This window comes from Mycobacterium sp. TY814, assembly GCF_030755175.1.
Classification (GTDB): domain Bacteria; phylum Actinomycetota; class Actinomycetes; order Mycobacteriales; family Mycobacteriaceae; genus Mycobacterium.
The window spans coordinates 3074005-3091433 of sequence record NZ_JAUFRY010000001.1 but is presented as its reverse complement, the minus strand read 5'-3'; the positions used below and the strand labels follow the sequence as shown (position 1 = coordinate 3091433).

Annotated in this window: 14 protein-coding genes and 1 riboswitch; of the genes, 4 read left to right on the top strand and 10 right to left on the bottom strand. The window is 66.5% G+C overall.

All coding sequences use genetic code 11. The features are described from left to right. Positions 1-2 precede the first annotated feature (2 nt). Both QXH22_RS13770 and QXH22_RS13765 read right to left on the bottom strand, forming a co-directional pair. Entirely contained in the window at positions 3-1643 is a 1641-nt protein-coding gene (locus QXH22_RS13770; RefSeq protein ID WP_306275916.1) for an NRAMP family divalent metal transporter, read from the bottom strand. A 3-nt stretch (positions 1644-1646) separates the two neighbouring features. After that, complete coding sequence (locus tag QXH22_RS13765) at positions 1647-1772, bottom strand: hypothetical protein (RefSeq protein WP_306243414.1); 126 nt, start codon at positions 1770-1772, stop codon at positions 1647-1649. Positions 1773-1982: 210 nt separating this feature from the next. Next, positions 1983-2156: riboswitch (M-box (ykoK) riboswitch) on the bottom strand. Between the two features lie 73 nt (positions 2157-2229). On the opposite strand from QXH22_RS13765, the gene QXH22_RS13760 reads away from it, so the two are divergent. Further along, entirely contained in the window at positions 2230-2886 is a 657-nt protein-coding gene (locus QXH22_RS13760; protein WP_306275915.1) for an O-methyltransferase, read from the top strand. Here QXH22_RS13760 and QXH22_RS13755 read toward each other — a convergent pair. From QXH22_RS13755 to QXH22_RS13720, 8 genes are all read right to left on the bottom strand, one after another. Next, entirely contained in the window at positions 2883-4880 is a 1998-nt protein-coding gene (locus QXH22_RS13755; RefSeq protein WP_306275914.1) for an acyltransferase family protein, read from the bottom strand. The two genes, QXH22_RS13760 and QXH22_RS13755, sit on opposite strands and share 4 nt — an antisense overlap. Positions 4881-5113: 233 nt before the next feature. Then, positions 5114-5920, bottom strand: coding sequence for an enoyl-CoA hydratase-related protein (locus QXH22_RS13750; RefSeq protein ID WP_306275913.1), 807 nt, complete (start codon positions 5918-5920; stop codon positions 5114-5116). A 93-nt stretch (positions 5921-6013) separates the two neighbouring features. Next, complete coding sequence (locus tag QXH22_RS13745) at positions 6014-7213, bottom strand: CaiB/BaiF CoA-transferase family protein (RefSeq protein ID WP_306275912.1); 1200 nt, start codon at positions 7211-7213, stop codon at positions 6014-6016. Next, positions 7206-8141: an SDR family NAD(P)-dependent oxidoreductase gene (locus QXH22_RS13740; protein WP_306275911.1), complete on the bottom strand. Its 936-nt coding sequence runs from the start codon at positions 8139-8141 to the stop codon at positions 7206-7208. Before QXH22_RS13740 ends, QXH22_RS13745 begins: the two co-directional genes overlap by 8 nt. Next, the gene (locus QXH22_RS13735) at positions 8138-9976 is read right to left on the bottom strand and encodes an NAD(P)/FAD-dependent oxidoreductase (protein WP_306275910.1); all 1839 of its coding nucleotides are present in this window, start codon (positions 9974-9976) and stop codon (positions 8138-8140) included. Before QXH22_RS13735 ends, QXH22_RS13740 begins: the two co-directional genes overlap by 4 nt. Next, positions 9973-11151, bottom strand: a complete 1179-nt coding sequence (locus QXH22_RS13730; protein ID WP_306275909.1) for an LLM class flavin-dependent oxidoreductase — start codon at positions 11149-11151, stop codon at positions 9973-9975. Before QXH22_RS13730 ends, QXH22_RS13735 begins: the two co-directional genes overlap by 4 nt. Beyond that, on the bottom strand, positions 11148-12509 hold the full coding sequence (locus QXH22_RS13725) for an aromatic ring-hydroxylating dioxygenase subunit alpha (protein ID WP_306275908.1): 1362 nt from the start codon (positions 12507-12509) through the stop codon (positions 11148-11150). The genes QXH22_RS13730 and QXH22_RS13725 overlap by 4 nt, the downstream gene beginning before the upstream one ends. 11 nt (positions 12510-12520) lie before the next feature. After that, entirely contained in the window at positions 12521-13384 is an 864-nt protein-coding gene (locus QXH22_RS13720; protein ID WP_306243431.1) for an SDR family NAD(P)-dependent oxidoreductase, read from the bottom strand. A 116-nt stretch (positions 13385-13500) separates the two neighbouring features. Here QXH22_RS13720 and QXH22_RS13715 point away from each other — a divergent pair, with 116 nt between their 5' ends. Genes QXH22_RS13715 through QXH22_RS13705 form a run of 3 tightly spaced genes read left to right on the top strand, consistent with a single transcriptional unit; the run spans position 13501 to position 17428 of the window. Further along, positions 13501-15108, top strand: coding sequence for an SMP-30/gluconolactonase/LRE family protein (locus tag QXH22_RS13715; RefSeq protein ID WP_306275907.1), 1608 nt, complete (start codon positions 13501-13503; stop codon positions 15106-15108). 9 nt (positions 15109-15117) lie between these two features. Next, positions 15118-15852, top strand: a complete 735-nt coding sequence (locus QXH22_RS13710; protein WP_306243436.1) for a GntR family transcriptional regulator — start codon at positions 15118-15120, stop codon at positions 15850-15852. Further along, the gene (locus QXH22_RS13705) at positions 15845-17428 is read left to right on the top strand and encodes an AMP-binding protein (protein ID WP_306275905.1); all 1584 of its coding nucleotides are present in this window, start codon (positions 15845-15847) and stop codon (positions 17426-17428) included. Before QXH22_RS13710 ends, QXH22_RS13705 begins: the two co-directional genes overlap by 8 nt. The last annotated feature ends 1 nt before the right edge of the window (position 17429 follow it).

Here is a 17429-nt window from a genome sequence, read left to right as displayed (position 1 = left end):
GCTCACCCCACTCCGGCCTGGACGATCTTCACCACCACCAGCACCACGGCGACCACCAGGTAGGCCCGCAGGGTGAACAGGCCCGCGCGCCGCGTGGGTGACATCACCGGGCGCTCGAGTGTCGCGAGATCCGGTGTCTGCCAATAGTTGAGGTCCTGCGCGCGCTCCGCGCGGGTCAGCCGCGGCGTCGGGTCCCGACGATTCGAGAGGACCGTGACGACACCCCCGAGAATGCCAACCAACACACCGGCACCCATCCCGATCCCGATGGTCGACGTCGACAGCCGCGGAAACAGGGTCGCGGCCGTCAACGCCAGCGACAGCAGTACCAGACTCCACACGATGGTCCAGGCAACGATGTTCTGCCGCAGGCTGTTTGACCACGGCCCCAGCAACGTGCGGTCGTTGCAGAGCAACACCAGGAACACGGTGGCCGACGGCAGCACCACACCCGCCAGAGCCTGCACGCCCTGCGTGATCAGGCCCAGCACATGGTCCGGGCTGAACGCGACGGCCGCCGACACGGCGAGCAGCAGCGCGTAGCCGCCGTAAAACCATGGCGCCTCGGTGATCTTCCAGTGCAACGAATGCCGCTTGCCGAGTGCGTCGCCGACGGCGTACGTGGTGGCCAGCCCGATCGCGTTGGCGCCGATCAGTGATGCGTCGAGCAGGATGACCGCGAACAACACGCCGACGGTCCTGCTGCAGTGCTGAGCCAGACCCGCGGCCACCGCACCTGCGTCGGTGAAGTTGCCGGCATCGGGAGTTCCCGCCAATCCGAAGGCGGTCACCGCCATCAGAGCCGTCGCCCCGACCACCACCACGACGATGCCCAGCGCGAGATCGGCACGCGCGTAAGGGATCCAGCGCGTGGTGATGCGCTTGTCCACCACGTTTGACTGCTGGAAGTACAACTGCCAGGGCGCCACCGTCGTGCCCACGATCGCGACGACCAACAGCAGCACCGTCGAGTTGAGCCCACCCGGGAACTGCGGCGTCAGCCCGCCGATTGTGGCGGTCCAGGTCGGACGCACGAGCAGCGTCATCGGGATGATCACCACGTTCACCGCAATCAGCAGGAACATCAACGCTTCCCAGCGGCGGAACGATCCCCCGGCCACCACCGCGAACAGCAACACGGCGGCGGCGGGGATCGCGACGCTCTTCGGGCAACCCAGGAACCCGAGCGCCAGCGACACACCGATGAACTCGGTGACGATCGTCAGTGCGTTGAGCAGCAACAGATCACCGACGCTGAATGCGCCCCAGAACTTTCCGAACCGCTGAAAGATCAAGCGTGCGTGCCCAACTCGGGTGACCACGCCCAGCCGCAGCGCCATCTCCTGGTTGACGTACAGCACCGGAACCAGCAGCGCCAGCGTCCACAACAGGGCCATCCCGTAGTTCTGGCCGGCCTGCGCGTAGGTCGCGACGCCACCGGCGTCGTTGTCCCCGACCATCGCGATCAGGCCGGGACCGCTGATGACCAGCAGAGTCCGCAGCCGACGCCAGCGTCCGTTGACGTGGCCGTCGCGGCCGATACGGCCGAAGGCGCCGACGATGTCGCCGGTGTGCGCGCGATCCAGCACCGGAGGTTCGGCCACCGCGGGCAGCACTGGACGAGGGCTTGAGAGCGACGTCATGCCCTAGACCGCCAGCACCGCAAGGGGGCTCCGCGCTACGTAGGCGTCGGCCCGCTCTTGGGCGGTCATGTGCAGCGAAGCCTTCAATGCGCCGGCCCAGCGGCGAATGGCGAAAGTCACGTTGGTCATTGGACTACTCCTGACGGAAAGCCCGACCGGCTCGCGTCTGGCGCGGCAGTATCTCAGCCGGCGGATATGCCGGAGCCGGATCGGGACAGGATGGATTTCAGATACGGACTATCGCCGGGACTCATCTCGCCCTCACCCCCTCACGGCCAGGACACACGCGGGTGTCACCCTATTCACCACAGAAAGGCGCGAACGCCCGACAGAACGTCGAGCGCACCCCTCTCGTCGGAGCTTTGGCACTGCACGGCGTATCCGGGCCGAAGACCGGAAGCCACTTGGGCTCAACCCTTAAGCCGGGAAGAGCTGTCCTGACCCGGGGCGTCTTTCGACGTTCGGGGTCAGTGGCCTGTATCCATGCAGACGCCTCACCTACCGAGGTGCTTGCAGGTCCCATGGTGGCACTGCGATCCCAGCACGTCAAACGCGGTAGTCACGGCAAGCGCCTACCCTCGGCGGTATGGCAAACACGTTGCAGGATCCCGCGGTGGCTTCGACGCTCGAGCGGATGTACAGCGCCGCGCAGGACCAGATGGCGCAATTGCAGGCGAGGAGCGGCGATTTCGACCGCCCGATGACGGCGGCCGAGCGTACCGAGGCGATGAGCGAGTTCTACATCCCGGTGACACCGGAAGCCGGTCAGCTGCTCTACGCGCTGGTGCGGGGTAGCCGTCCGGTGACGGTCGTCGAATTCGGGATGTCCTTCGGCATCTCCGCGATCCATCTGGCCGCGGCCGTCCGGGACAACGGCAGTGGCACCGTCATCACCACCGAGCTCAGCGACAGCAAGATTGCCGCAGCCAAGCAGACATTCGCCGAGACGGGGCTGGACGGGGTGATCTCCATCCTGGAGGGCGACGCCCTGTCCACCCTGGCCGACCTGCACGGTCCGGTCGACTTCGTGCTGCTGGACGGGTGGAAGGACCTGTACCTGCCGGTGATCAAACTGCTGCAGCCGTCGCTGTCCCCGGGTGCACTGGTGGTCGCCGACAACACCGAGTCGGCCGACCTCAGGCCGTATCTGGATTACATGCGCGATCCGGGCAACGGTTACGTGAGCTTCAACTTCCCGGTGCGGGCCACTGACAGCATGGAATTGAGCTGCTGGACCGGTTAGCGGACCGACTCTTCCAGCCAGGGCAACATCCACTTGACCCCTTCCGGGGTGAGGTGCACACCGTCGCTGCGGACCTTGATGCCGTCGACCTTGGCGGTGTAAACGCCGTCCGGGCAGAGCTTTTTGTTGAGGTCGACGATACCGACCTTCGGACGCTGCCCAATTGCGTTGCGCAACATGGTGTTCCACTGGTTGACCCGGTCCGGTTGGTCCTCCGGGTACAGCCGTCCGTCCGGTTTCTCACCGCCGCGGCTGTAGGGCACCGTGGCGACCATCACCCGTACCCCGGTCGAGCCCACGATGTCGAGCGCCCGATTCAATTCGAAGTTCAGGTACGCGTCGAACGCCGGGTCGCCGATGTGGGTCCACTTGCCCTCGTTCACCCGGTCGACAGTCTCCCAACGGCCGATGACCAGGAGCGCGACATCCGGTCGGTCCTGGGCGATCTGGGCTGCCCAGCGGCCCGGCCAGGTGTCGCATTCGGGTCGCTGCTCCAGCGTCTGACCGATGTAGCGGTACGGCGTGCCGCGCACCAGGCTGCACCCGATGACGGTGTGGTCGATGAACCGGAACCCGGGTGTGGGCGGCAGGAAGTGCATCATCGTCCAGCCGATCGAATCACCGAACACCGAAACGGTGAACGGCTGATTGGGATCTCGCGGACCTGGCGCCGGCCGGTTGTCGATGGGGGGTGAGGGCGACACCGCCGCCACCGCGGAAACCCCGGGCGGCAGACCGACTTCGTGCAGGCCCGTGCCGACCGGCACCACCAGGATCGTCGCCGCGGCAGCGCTGGCCACGGTGGCCGCGGCCAACGGCAACAGCGGAACCCGTTGCGGCCGCCAGCGCCGGATCGGTTGCTCGATCGCCCAATACGAGATTCCGGCCACCGCGAGCGTGAGCACACAGCGGGCACCGAACAGGTTGAGTCCCGACCATCCGGTGCGTTCACCGTTGAGCACCAGGAAGATCGGCCAGTGCCACAGGTAGACGCCGTAGGAGATCGCGCCCAGCCACACCAGCGGGCGCCAGGCCAGCACCCGCGCCACCATTCCCCGCTGCTCGAGTGCCACCGGGGCGACCACCAGGACGGCGGCTATGGCCACCACGATCAGCAGCCCGTGCCGGAACTCGCTTGCGCTACCCGAGGCGTAGTGCGTCAGCGCCGCCAGCGCAGCCAGACCGGCAACCGGCAGTGCCCGTGCCACCCGCCGTGCCCAGCGGGTCCGGATCAGGCACCACCCACGGTTGAGCGCCGACCAGTCTCTGACCAGTAGGGCTGACGCCGCGGCACCCACCAGCAGCGCCTGGGCGCGGGTGTCGGTGCCGAAATAGATCCGGTCGCGGGTGGTGTCGGAGGTGAAGACGATCGCGGCCGCGGCCGAGGCCGTCGCACCGAGCGTGGCAATCACAAAGGCGGCGAACCGAACATGACCGACGGTGATCTTGGCGAAGTAGCGCCGGGCCCGCGCGGCCAAGATCAAGGTGATCCCGATCAGCAGTACCGGCCAGACGATGTAGTACTGCTCCTCCACCCCCAGCGACCAGGTGTGCTGCAGCGGAGACGGCGCCCCCTGGGTGAAATAGTCGGTCTTCTGGGCCACGAACCGCCAGTTGGCCACCCACGCGAAGGCTGCGATCGCGTCTCCGCGCAAACCGTCGAGCGACTGGTAGGGCAGAAACTCGCGGGCGACGCCCACGGTGAGCACCATCAGCACCAGGGCCGGCAGCAGGCGGCGCGCACGCCGTATCCAGAAGCCGGTGAGGTCGATACGACCGGAGCGTCCCAATTCGTCGAGCAACAACGACGTGATCAGGAATCCGCTGAGGACGAAGAAGATGTCCACGCCGATGAAGCCGCCACCGACACCGGGAACACCGCCGTGCCCGATCAGCACCAGGGCGACGGCTACGGCACGCAGGCCGTCCAACGCGGGGATGCCGCTAGGCCGGTCCCCCCGGTCCCACGCCGCCCGTCGGCCGGCCCGCCGCACGGGAGCAACCCATCGAGACCTGGGTGCAGAACGTGCCGGTGCGGGATTCTTTCCGCCCGGCTCGGTTTTCGCTGTCAGCGCGCCCTGACCACGTCCTCGTCCGGCGCCGAATGTGATGCCGATACGTCGCTGCCCCTCCTCTTGATCCGAGAAATTTTAGGGGCGGCGCGGCCGGAATCGGGGTACGACACGCGGAATTGCCGAAGAACCGCAACGGATTTGCCGCGCCGGGGCTAGCTGCCAGTGAAGGCGGCCGGCCGCCGCTGGTGGAACGCCGAGGCCCCTTCGATGAAGTCGTCGGACTGCACCAGGATCGCCTGCCCTTGCAGCTCGCGTTCGAACGCAACCTCAATCCCGTCCAGACTGGCCGCGTTGATCGCCGCCTTGGTGGCCGCGAACGCGGCCGACGGACCGGTCAGCAGCGCCCGGATGACCTTGGCCGCCTCCCAGTCGAGTCGCTCTGGTGGATGAATGGCGCTGATCAGACCCCACGTCAGTGCCTCAGCCGCGGACAGTCGCTCGTTGAGCAACGCGATGCGCATCGCCCTGCCGCGGCCTATCGTCGCCGCCAGTGAGGCCGAAGCGCCGGCGTCGGGCATCAGTCCCATTCTGGTGACTCCCAGCGTGAGATAGGCCGTCTCGGCCGCCAGCACCAGGTCGCACGCCAGGATCAGGGAGATGGCGTTTCCAGCGGCCGGGCCTTGCACGACGGCGACCACGGGCTGTGGCATCGCGGTAATGGCGCGCACCACCCGATTCCCTTCTTCGCCGAAGTTGATCGCCGAGCCGACGCCGTGCCAGTCGTCGACGTTCATGCTGGCTCCGGCGCTGAAGGCGCGGCCCGCACCACCCAGTCGCACGACCTTGATTTCGGGATCGGTCGCCGTGGCCTCCAGCAGGTCGGCGAGACCCGACAGCACCGGCACGGTGAGCGCGTTGAGACTTTCCGGCCGGTCGAACGTCACCGAGAGCACTCCGTCGACCCGACTGACCGATAGCCCTTGCAGCGTGGTCGCCAGTTCCGCTTCGTAGTTGCGCATGCCCGTCTTCCTTTCGTCTGGCCCAGCCAAAAGGCCGCTAAGCGAAAGATACATCAGTGCATACGATCCATCAATGTAGCCGATGTCACGGTCCTATGCCGATCCGGCGGCTCCGCTGTCGACACCGGCATCGATGCAGTTCAGGCCCAGTTCTCCGAGCACCTCGGAGGTGTGTGCCCCCAAACCCGGCGCGGGACCCGAGACGCCGCCGGGTGTGCGGGAGAACCAGGTCGGCACGCCCGGGAACCGTACCGGGCCGTGTGGGCTGTCCACCGTCTCGAAGAACCCGACCGCATCGAGCTGCGGGTCATCGAACAGTTCGGCCGGAGACGACAGCGCTGACGCCGGTATCTCCAGCTCGCGGAGCAGGTCCAGCCATTCCGCGGTGGTGCGCTGGGCGAACGTCTCGGCGAGCAACGCGTAGATCGCGTCGATCCGGCCGGCGCGGCCCTCCAGCGTGGCGTAATCCTCGCTGACCCAGGCGGGCTGCACGGCATCGGTGAACGCGGCCCAGTGCTTGTCGTTGTAGATCAGGGCCGACAGGTAGCCGTCACTGGTGCGGTACGGCCGGCGGTTGGGCGCCACCGTGCGGGGGTAGACGGCGGGACCCAGTGGCGGATCAAACATGGCGCCGTTGGCATGCTCGACCAGCATGAACGAGGCCATGGCCTCGAACATGCCGATCTCCACCTCCTGACCCTCACCGGTGCGTTCCCGATGGAAGAGCGCCATCATCGTCGCGTAGAGCGCCGTCAGGCCGGCGACCTTGTCGGCCACGATCGTCCCCACATAACTGGCTTCACCGGTCAGCTGCTGCTGCACGGACGGCAACCCGCAGGCGGCCTGGATGGTGTCGTCGTAGGCCGGCAGGTCCCGTTTCGGCCCGCGCCGGCTGTAGCCGTAGCAGTTGGTGTAGACGATCGCGCTGTTGAGGGCGGCGACCTCGGCGTAGCTCAGTCCGAGCCGCCCGATCGCCGCGGCCCGCATCGAGTGGATGAACACGTCGGCGCGTTCGATCAGCGCATGCAGGGCGGTCCGGCCGGCGTCGGACTTCAGATCCAGGGTGATGGCGCGTTTGCCGCGATTGACATTGACGAAGACGCCGCTCATCCCGGGTGCCGGCCCTACCGAGACGTAGCGGGTGTCATCACCCTGCGGGGGTTCGATCTTGATGACGTCGGCACCCATGTCGGCCATGATCTGGGTGCAGTAGGGGCCCATCACCATCGCGGTGAGGTCGACGACGCGCACGCCCGCCAGCGGCCCGGACTTCGGCGACTTGGAGTCAGACATGGTGAGCATTCTCCTTGATCGCCCACGCCGCTGACTCGAAGCTGTACCGGATGTGGTCGGCGTGACCGTTCGGAACCACCGAGAAGACCAGCGGCGCGCTGAGATCCCGCACGGCATAGAGCTGTTCGGCGACATCCTCGATGGTCCAGGCCAACCGTTGCACACCCGGAGTCTCGGCGGCCACCGCGCGGGCCACCCGGCCGGCGATGGCGATCAGCACTTCACCGTTGATTGGGCAGGACTCGTGCGCGAGAAATCCCACCACGGGCGCCACCAACTCGGCCCCCATCGGCGGATAGGCCGAAATATCGAGTCCTTCGGCCATTCTCGTCACCGCGGACGGCACGATGACGTTGCACAGCACGCCCTCCGCCGCGCCTTCGAGCGCCACGACATTGGACAGACCGATGAGGCCGGCTTTGGCGGCGGCGTAATTGGCGACGCCGTGGTTTCCGTACATACCACCGATCGAGGAGGTCAGCACGATACGGCCATAGCCGGCTTCACACATCAGCGGGAAAGCGGGACGCACCACATGAAACGCGCCGCGCAGATGGACGTCGAGCACGGCGTCGAAGTCCTCGTAGCTCAGCTCCTTCAGCGAGCCGCGCCGGACGTTGCCTGCGTTGTGGATCAGGATGTCGACGCGCCCGAAGTGATCGAGCGCCGTTTGGATGATCGCCTGCCCGCCCGCCGGGGTGGTCACCGACTCGGCACAGCTGACCGCTGTACCGCCGGCCGCGCTGATCTCTGCCGTAACCTCCTGCGCCGGTATGGCATTCGTGCCGTCACCGGTCAGCGTGCCGCCGGTGTCGTTCACCACGATCTTCGCGCCGCGGGCGGCCAGCATCAGGGCGTATTCACGTCCGAGGCCTCTGCCAGCACCGGTGATCACGGCGACCCGGCCGTCGAATCTCAGTTCGGTCATCGCAGTTCGAGACCGTCCAGGTCGCCCGCGGCGCGCCACTGCGCGAGCAGGTCGCCGAAGGCGTAGAAGCCGGGTCCGTACGGCTCTCCGAGGTGTGAGCGGATTCCCTCGGTGCCGCCACCTTCGTTGTTGTAATAACCGGGCGTGCATTCCGAATCGAATTGGCTGTTGTCGATTGCGGTCTCCCGGATGGTTCGGCACCACGCGTCCTGCGCCTGCTGACTGGGTTCCACCGTCGTCGCGCCGCGCGCCAGGGCTTCCGCAATGACGTAGGCGATGTGCTCGCCCTGCAGTTCGTAGTTGGCGGCGATGTTCGCCGAGATGCCGACCTGGGTGAAGCCGGTGAAGAACTGGTTCGGAAACCCGCGGCTGGTCATGCCGTGCAACGTCCGGTAACCATCCCGCCAGTGGTCGAACAGCGACAGCCCGTTTCGGCCTTCGATCGTCTCCATCGAGTAGCGGCGCCGAAGTTCGGTGGTGATCTCGAATCCACTCGCATAGATGATGCAGTCGACCTCGTATTCGATCCCGTTTGCCACCAACCCGTTTGGCGTCGCCCGCTCGACGCCCTTGGTGCCGGAGACATCGACCAGGGTGACATTCGGACGGTTGAAGGTAGGCAGATAGTCGTCGTTGGTGCACGGCCGTTTGCACAGGAAGCGGTAGTAGGGTTTGAGCGCCTCGGCGGTCTCCGGGTCGTCGACGATATCCTCGATCCGGCGGCGCAGCCGCTCCATCAGCTTGTAGTCTTCCTCCTCGCGGATGCCCATGAACTGCTCGGGGGTCATGGCCGCCGGATCCGGCAGGGCGAGCACCCGGGCGGCCGTGTTGCGGCCGAGCTCGGTCCAGAAGTCGCAGACGAGGTCAGGCTGCCCCAGCGCCATTCCCTCGAACGTCCAGGCATGGAAGTTGCGCTGACGTTCCTTCTGCCAGCCCGGCCGCAGCGACCTCGCCCATTCCGGATCGGTCGGCGTATTGTTGCGCACCCCAACCGAGGAGGGGGTGCGCTGAAACACGTAGAGATGCTGGGCGTATCGGCCCAGGAACGGCACGATCTGCACGGCGGTGGCCCCGGTGCCCACGACGGCGACCCGCTTGTCGCTCAGACCGGTCAGCCCGCCGGTGGCATCCCCGCCGGTATAGCCGTAGTCCCAGCGCGACGAGTGGAAACTGTGTCCCCGAAAGTCCTTGATCCCCGGGATACCCGGCAGTTTCGGTCGGTGAAACGGCCCCGAGGCGACCACCACGAACCGTGCCCGGATATCGTCGTCACGATTGGTGCCGACCCGCCAGCGCTGAATGTCGTCATCCCAGTGCAGTGTCCGCACCTGAGTGGAGAACAGCGCGGAATCGTAAAGCCCGTAATGCTTCCCGATGCGCCGGCAATGCTCGTAGATCTCGGTGCCGTCAGCGAACTTCTTGCTCGGTATGAAGTTCAGCTCTTCCAGAAGCGGTACGTAGCAATACGATTCGTTGTCACATTGCAGGCCGGGGTAACGGTTCCAATACCACACACCACCGAAGTCGCCGCCCAGTTCGATGATTCGGACGTCGTCGACACCGGCCTTCTTCAGGTGAGCGGCGCACAGCAGGCCGCCGAAACCCCCGCCGAGCACCGCCACGTCGATGTCGGCGGAGATCGGATCACGGACCAGATCGGGCGAGTACGGGTCGATCTCGTAGAAGCCGGCGAAGTCGTCCACCAGTTCGATGTACTGCCGGGAACCTTCTGGGCGCAGCCGTTTTTCGCGCTCCCGCCGGTACTTCTCACGCAGCGCAGGCAGGTCGATGTCGTCAGGTGTCGCGGTCGGCGGGCAGTCGGAAATGCCGGTCATGCCAACGCATTCTCCGGCAATGCCGCGGCATGCAGTGGCGCCGCCATGTCGTGCACGGCCGACAGCACCTCTTCGGCAAACAAGCGAGTGCTGTCCATCGCCTCGTCATAGGGCATGGTGCCGAATTGCGGGACGATGGTCAGCTCGGCGAACGAGCATGCCTCCTGGGCAGCGACGATCCGGTGATAGATCTCGTCCGGCGTGCCGATCAGCAGATTGGAGGCGTGATAGCCCGGCGTCTTCGGCGCACCTTTGGCGTCCGTGGTGACCGAGGATGCCAGCACCGCGGTGGCGGTGGCTTCCCGCGCCGCATAGGCCTCGTATCCCTTGACACCCTTGAAGTTCGACGCGTCGGCGAAGCCGTAATGGACCGTCACGTCCCGGTTGGCCGTCCAGATCCATTCCTCCGATTTCGCGGCGTTCCGGGCGTCCGAGACGCAGTACATGAACATGACGTTCTTGGGCTGGCACGGCGGCAGCCCCTCCTCCTTGCGGAAGATGTTCACCTGCTGCACTTCCCGGCCGGCGTCCTCGATGGGCTTGTTTCCCACGAACAACGGCACCATGCCGCGCCGGGACAGGATTTCCAGTGACTCCGCGGTCGAGGACGAGCTATAGATGCGGGAGAACAGGTCGGTGCTGCGCGGCTCGGGCCGAAGCGACATCTCCGGTACCCGGAAGATCTCTCCCTCATAGGAGAACCGCTCACCGGAGAGCGCCAGTTGCAGGATGTCCAACGTCTCGTTGAACCGCTGACGGCTCTCCTCCCGCGGCACGCCGACGGCGTCGAACTCGCCCTTGGACACTCCACGCCCGATCCCGATGGTGTCGTAGCGGCCGTTGGAGATGAGGTCGAGATAGGCGATCTGATGCGCCAGGCGGACCGGATGCCACCACGGCGCCACCACGACGAAGGTGCCCAGGCTGATCTGCTCGGTACGGCCGGCGAAGTAGCTCAACGCCTGAATGGGGTTGGGCGTCATGCCATACGGCGTCCCGCAGTGTTCCGGCATCCAGATGCCGTCGAATCCGAGCGGTTCGGCCAGATCGGCGATGGCCAGGGTGCTCTGCACGCACTCCCAATCCGGGGTGGCCGGTGGCCGGCTGAAGTCTTCGGCGAGCACGCGCTCCCAGTCCTGCGAGTTGTGCGCTCCGAAGCCGAGATTGACCTTCATCGTTGTATCTCCGTCTCTGTTGCCAATGGTTGCGGGGCGCCGGCCCCCATGTACTGCGCGAGGTTGCGGTGCAGGTTTGCGGTGCTGCGTTCCATGTAGGGGTTGGGCTTCGGCCCGCGGAAACCGAGCGACTTCATCCCTTGCTGCACCGCGGCCATGTTGGAGAAGTCCTGCGGCAGCACACTGCGCCAGTTCGGGTCATCCGGCGGTGCGTACACCCATTCGGTCTGCGGCTCTTCGCCTTCGGGGTACAGCTCGTAGCAGGAGGCTTCGAAGATGCACTGGTCGGGGTCGTAGCCGTGCGGCCGCGCGCTGTAGCACAACGCGGTGGTCAGGCCCTGGCCGATCTGAAAATTCGGGAAGATCTGCCAGGCTGTGCCGCTGCTGGCCAGGTGCTCGGGATCGATGGCCGGCCAGATCACGCCGCGCGCAGCGTCGTCGTTGCGGGCCGAGGTGAGCCAATGATCGAGCACCCGGTCGGCCGGCGCGTCCTGCGGCAACTCGTCGACGAGTCGCAGTGCCGCGTCCACCAAGGTCCTGGTGGTGGTCGCATTGGTCTCCTCGAGCGTGTAGAGCTGCATTTCGGCGGTGGACACGCGGGGGTCCGCCCCGGTGCCGAGCCGGATCTTGGATTTGGTCTCGGCCAGATCCTTCGGTGCGTCGTAACCGATGTTGCTGTGCCTGCCGTGCGCGGCCGCCCAGCCGCGGAAGTTGCCGAACTTGTTGAACTGGGGATGTGTGGTCGCGACGTGGTAGGTCTCGTTGAAGGCCTCCATCGCGACCTTCCAATTGCACTGGAAATGCAGCCACTTTCGCCACTTGCAGCGCATGTCCTGCAGATTGAACGGATCCAGCATGGTCGCGGCCGGCTCGAGGTAGTCGCGCAACGGCTCGGCTGCGGGGTCCATGTTGATCCAGATCCAGCCGCCCCAGGTGTCCACGTGGACCATGCCCAGGTGGGTGTTCTCCGGGGTCAGCGCGCCCTGCCAGTCGGCCCGTTCGGGGATGTGGATGCAGCTGCCGTCCTGGCCGTAGGTCCAGCCGTGGAAGCCGCAGACGAATGATTTCTTCTGCCCGCACGCATTTTTGGCGCCGGCGGGGGTGTCCACCAGGCGGCGGCCGCGGTGTACGCACACATTGTGGTGCGCCTTGAAAGTGTCAGGACCGGTCCGCACCACCAGGATCGAGTCGTCAAGGATGTCGTAGGTCAGGTAGCTGCCCACCTTGGGCAGATCCTCCACCCTGCCCACCTGCTGCCATACCCTGCGCCACAACCTGTCCCGTTCCGCGCGCGCATAGTCCTCGGAAAGGTAGGCCTCGACGCCGATCGTGACCGGGGCCGTCAATTCGTCGTCCATCTCACCTCCTGCTAGTCCCACCGCTTGATCGCGTCACGGAAGGAGTCGTCCTTGAGGAACAGCGAGGTGTTGTCCGCTCCCAGATGTCCCCATTTGAGGTTCAGGCCGCCGTCGACCAGCAGCGTCTGCCCGGTGACATAGGTGGACAGATCCGACAGCAGGAACAGGACGGCACCGGCCACCTCGCCGGGGCGGCCACGCCGACCCATGGCGATGGCACGGCGGTCCCGGTGCGGATCGTCGTCGGTGTAGGTCTGCGATGCCGGCGTCGCAGTGACGCCGGGCGCGACGGCGTTGACCCGGATGGCCTGTCCGCCATCGTCATACGCCAACTCGGCGGCCATGGTCCGGGTCGCGGCGACTATCGCGGCCTTGGCGGTGCCGTAGGCGATGTGGAAGGGCGCGGTGTTCATCCCGCTGATCGAGGAAATCGACACGATGGAGCCGGGGAGCCTGCGGCGCTTGAGTTCTGCGGCCACGGCCTGACTCGTGAAGAACATCGTCTCCAGGTTCTGTGTGAACAACTCGCGCCAGTCGCTGCGCGTCACCCGGGTGGACGGCATCCACGTCGAGGGATCCGCGCCACCGGCGACGTTGACCAGACCATAGAGCTGTCCGTCGGCACGGGTGGCGGCCTCCATGACCGCAGCCACCCCGGCATCGGTGGACACGTCGGCGGCAACCGGAACCACCGCCAATCCTTCGTCCACCAGCGGCGTGATGTGTCGATCGAGATTGTCGCGACCACGACTGACCGCGACCACGGTCGCGCCGGCTTCCGCGACCATGCGCGTCACCGTGGTGCCGATACCGCCGCCCGCGGCTCCGGCCACCACGATGACCCGCCCGGCAAGGCCCAGCAGCGCCGAGCTCATTCAATTGTCCGGACATGATAATGACGTGCATCCATTAGAGAGCATGATTCTCTCGTAGCAGCCCGCCCGTCAAGGCCGGTCGTGTTCACGCTGGTCGCTATTGTCTGGACCAGGCAATGATTGCTATCGTCCGACCGGTGAACGCTGCTCGTTACAGCGCCGCACGGCCTGCGACTCTCGCCGCAGGCTGGACCCTGACGCGGCTCACCGAGCCCAGCCGGCTGTTCGGGGCGAACGGTTTGCGCACCGGACCCGATGGCCGGATCTACATCGCGCAGGTCACCGGCAGCCAGATCAGCGCGCTCGACCTGCGCACCGGTCACCTCGACACCGTGAGCGCCAAGGGTGGCGACATCATCGCCCCCGATGACGTGGCGTTCGACCCTGACGGCAACCTCTATGCGACCGAGGTGATGGACGGACGGGTGAGCGTCCGCGACACCGCGGGCCGCACCCGGGTGCTGCGCGACGATCTGCCGTCTGCCAACGGCATCACCGTCCACCACGGCCGGGTGTTCATCGGCGAATGCCGCGCGGGGGGTCGCCTGGTGGAACTCGACCGGAGCGGCGGCGCCCCCACGGTGCTACTGGAGAACGTGCCGTCACCGAACGCCATGGAGGTGGGCCCGGACGGGTACTTGTACTTCCCGGTGATGGGAGCCAATGAGATCTGGCGTATCGACCCCGATGGTGCTGAGCCACAACGGGTGGCGGGTGATCTCGGCGTGCCCGACGCGGTCAAGTTCGACTCCGAGGGCTTCCTCGTGTCGACGCAGGTCCACAGCGGCCAGGTGCTGCGCATCGACCCGCGCACCGGGCGGCAGCAGATGTTGGCGCAGCTCACTCCAGGACTGGACAACCTGACCTTCGCCGACGACCGGTTGTTCGTCTCGAATTTCACCGGGGAGATCACCGAGATTTTCCGGGACGGCCAGACCCGGACGGTGCTGGACGGCGGGCTCAACTGGCCATTGGACCTGGCGTTCGGTGCCGACGGCAACCTCTACATCGCCGACGGGACATACTGCTACACGCTGCTCGCAGACGGCACGCTGCGCACCGCCGGAATGCTCTTCAGTCCGGGCTACCCCGGATTTCTGCGCGGACTGGCGGCCGCCGGATGCGGCGAGTTCATCGTCACCACCTCGAACGGAGAGATCGCCCGCTACCGGCCGACGGGCAGCGAAAGCCAAGTGCTGGCACAGGGTTTCGACCAGCTTTATGGTGTCGACGTCACCGCCGACGGCGGGATCGTGGCGGCCGAGCTCGGCGCGGGCCGGGTGGTGGGGATCCGCTCGGGTGAGGTGGAGGTGCTGGCCGCGGGTCTGCACGAACCCGTCGGCGTGGCCGTCACTCCCGAGGGGTCCTGCCTGGTGTCCGAGGCCGGGGCGGGGCGAGTAGTCAGGCTCGGTGACACCCGGCCGGTGATCGAGGGACTGCAACGGCCACAGGGGCTGGTCGTTCTCGATCGGCAGGTATTCGTGGTCGACGCCGCGGCAAAGGAACTCGTCGCCGTCGACCTGGACGACGGGACCCGGGTCACCGTCGCGGCGGACCTGCCGGTCGGCGCGCCTCCGGGTGTCGTGCCCAAGCCGCTGCGCGGGATGCCACCATTCTCCGGACCGCAGGGACCGTTCGCCGGCATCGCCGCCGGACCTGACGGCACGCTGTACGTTTCCGCTGACGCCGAGGGCAGCGTGCTGGCGCTGCGCCGGGAAAGATGAAGGGCCACAATGTCTGACGCGAAGCTGGCCGACCATCGCTACCTCCAGGTGGCACGCACGTTGCGCAAGGAGATCGTGGACGGGGTTTATCCCGTCGGCTCCCAACTCCCGACCGAGCACGAACTGTGCGAGCGGTTCGCGGTCAGTCGCTACACGGTCAGGGAGGCGCTGCGCAGGCTGCGTGACGACAACCTGGTGTCATCCCGGCCGCGTACCGGAACGCTCGTCGTGCCACGGCCATCCGCGGATTCCTACGTGCAGCATGTCATGTCGATCAACGACCTGCTCGATTTCGCGTCCGGTACCCGGTTCGCCATCGAGTCCGTCGCGATGGTCAGCATCGATGACGACCTGGCCGCGCGCACCGGCCTGGCCGTCGGCGAGCAATGGCTGTCGGTTCGCGGGGCGCGCCAGGCCGTCGAGTCGACGCTGTGTCGCACGGAGTACTACATCAACCGGGAGTTCGCGGCGGTCGGCCGCCTGCTGCAGCGCCACGAAGGGCCGATCTTTCCCTTGATCGAGGACCTGTTCGGGCTCAGCATCGTTGAGGTGCACCAGGAGATCAGCGCAGTGCTGCTGTCCGCCGACCTCGCGACCGACCTGGACGCCGAGCCGGGCACTCCCGCGTTACAGGTTCAGCGCACCTACCGCGCTTCGGATGATCGGGTGGCCCAGGTGACCATCAACACGCACCCGGCGTCGCGATTCCGTCATTCGATGACAATGCGGCGTGTCCGTGGTTAGGAAACTGATCGACGGGCGGTGGCTCCGTTGGGACGATGAGCGGGCCGCGGCGGCGTACGCGCAGGGACTCTGGATCGACGGCACAGTGGCGGACGCCCTGCGGGAGGCCGCCGCGCGCACACCCGAGCGGGTAGCACTGGTCGACGGCGAGCACCGTCTGACGTGTGCGGACCTCCACCGGCGGGCCACGGCGCTCGCACACGTCCTGCGGTCGCGGGTTCCGCCGGGCAGCGTGGTGTCGTTCATGCTGCCCAACTGGCATGAGGCCGCGGTGATCTACCTGGCCAGCACGCTCGCGGGCATGGTGGCCAACCCGATCCTGCCGTCTTTGCGGGACCGTGAACTCCGCTTCATCCTCGAAGACGCGGGCAGCCGGATGGTGTTCATTCCGTCGGCATTCGGGCGCCATGACTTCGCGGCGATGCTGCACAGGGTGACAGCGGAGCTGACGTCACCGCCGGATGTCGTTGTGGTGCGTGGAGATTGCGAAGCGGGTCAGATCCCGTTCGACTCACTGGTTTCGCCCCCCATGCCGCTGCCCGCGCCCGATCCCGACGCCGTACGCATGATCCTGTACACCTCGGGAACCACCGGTCGACCGAAAGGGGTTCTGCACAGCCATAATTCGATCCATGCGCTGCTCCGCCAGATCGGCGGGCACTGGCTGGTGGAGCCGGGGGACGTGTTCCTGGTGGCCTCACCGATCGCGCATATCGGCGGCTCGATCTACGCCTTCGAGGCCCCGCTGCTGCTGGGTGTCACCGCTGTGCTGATCGAACGCTGGGACGCCGACGAGGCGGTGCGGCTCATGGTCGCGGAACGTTGCACCCATATGGCCGGCGCGACACCATTCCTCGATCAACTGCTCTCGGCGGCCGAAAAGGTGCCTACCCGGTTGCCCGACCTCAAGGTCTTCATCTGCGGTGGGGCGTCCGTGTCGCCGACCTTGATCAGCAAGGCCGCAGCATATTTCGACTCTGCCGTCGTCACCCGGGTGTACGGGTCGACGGAGGTTCCGGTGACCACGGTCGGTTCGCCGGGCAATCGCGACCACGCGGCCGGCACCGACGGGCGGCCCGGCATTGCCGACGTGATATTGGTGGACGGGGAGATCCGCGTGCGGGGGCCGCAGATGCTGGTGGGCTACCTGCATCCGGAGGACGAAGACGAATCCTTCGACGCCGACGGCTACTTTCGCACCGGTGATCTGGCGCACTGGGTGGACGACGAATACCTCGTGGTCACCGGCCGCGCGAAGGACATCATCATCCGAAACGGCGAGAATATTTCGCCGAAGGAAGTCGAGGACGTCCTGGCCGGCCATCCCGGCATCGCCGAGGTCGCCATCGTCGGGCTACCCGACGAACGCACCGGCGAGCGCGCGTGCGCCGTCGTCGTTCCGCGGGCTGCGCCGGGACCGGATGTGGCGAGCCTGTCGGATTTTCTGGGGGCGTCCGGCGTCGCGCGCTTCAAAGCTCCCGAGCAAGTGGTCATCTGGGACGACTTGCCGAAGAACGACGCGGGGAAGGTGCTCAAGCATCAGATCAAGGCGGCGCTGACGGAGGCGGAGCACTGAC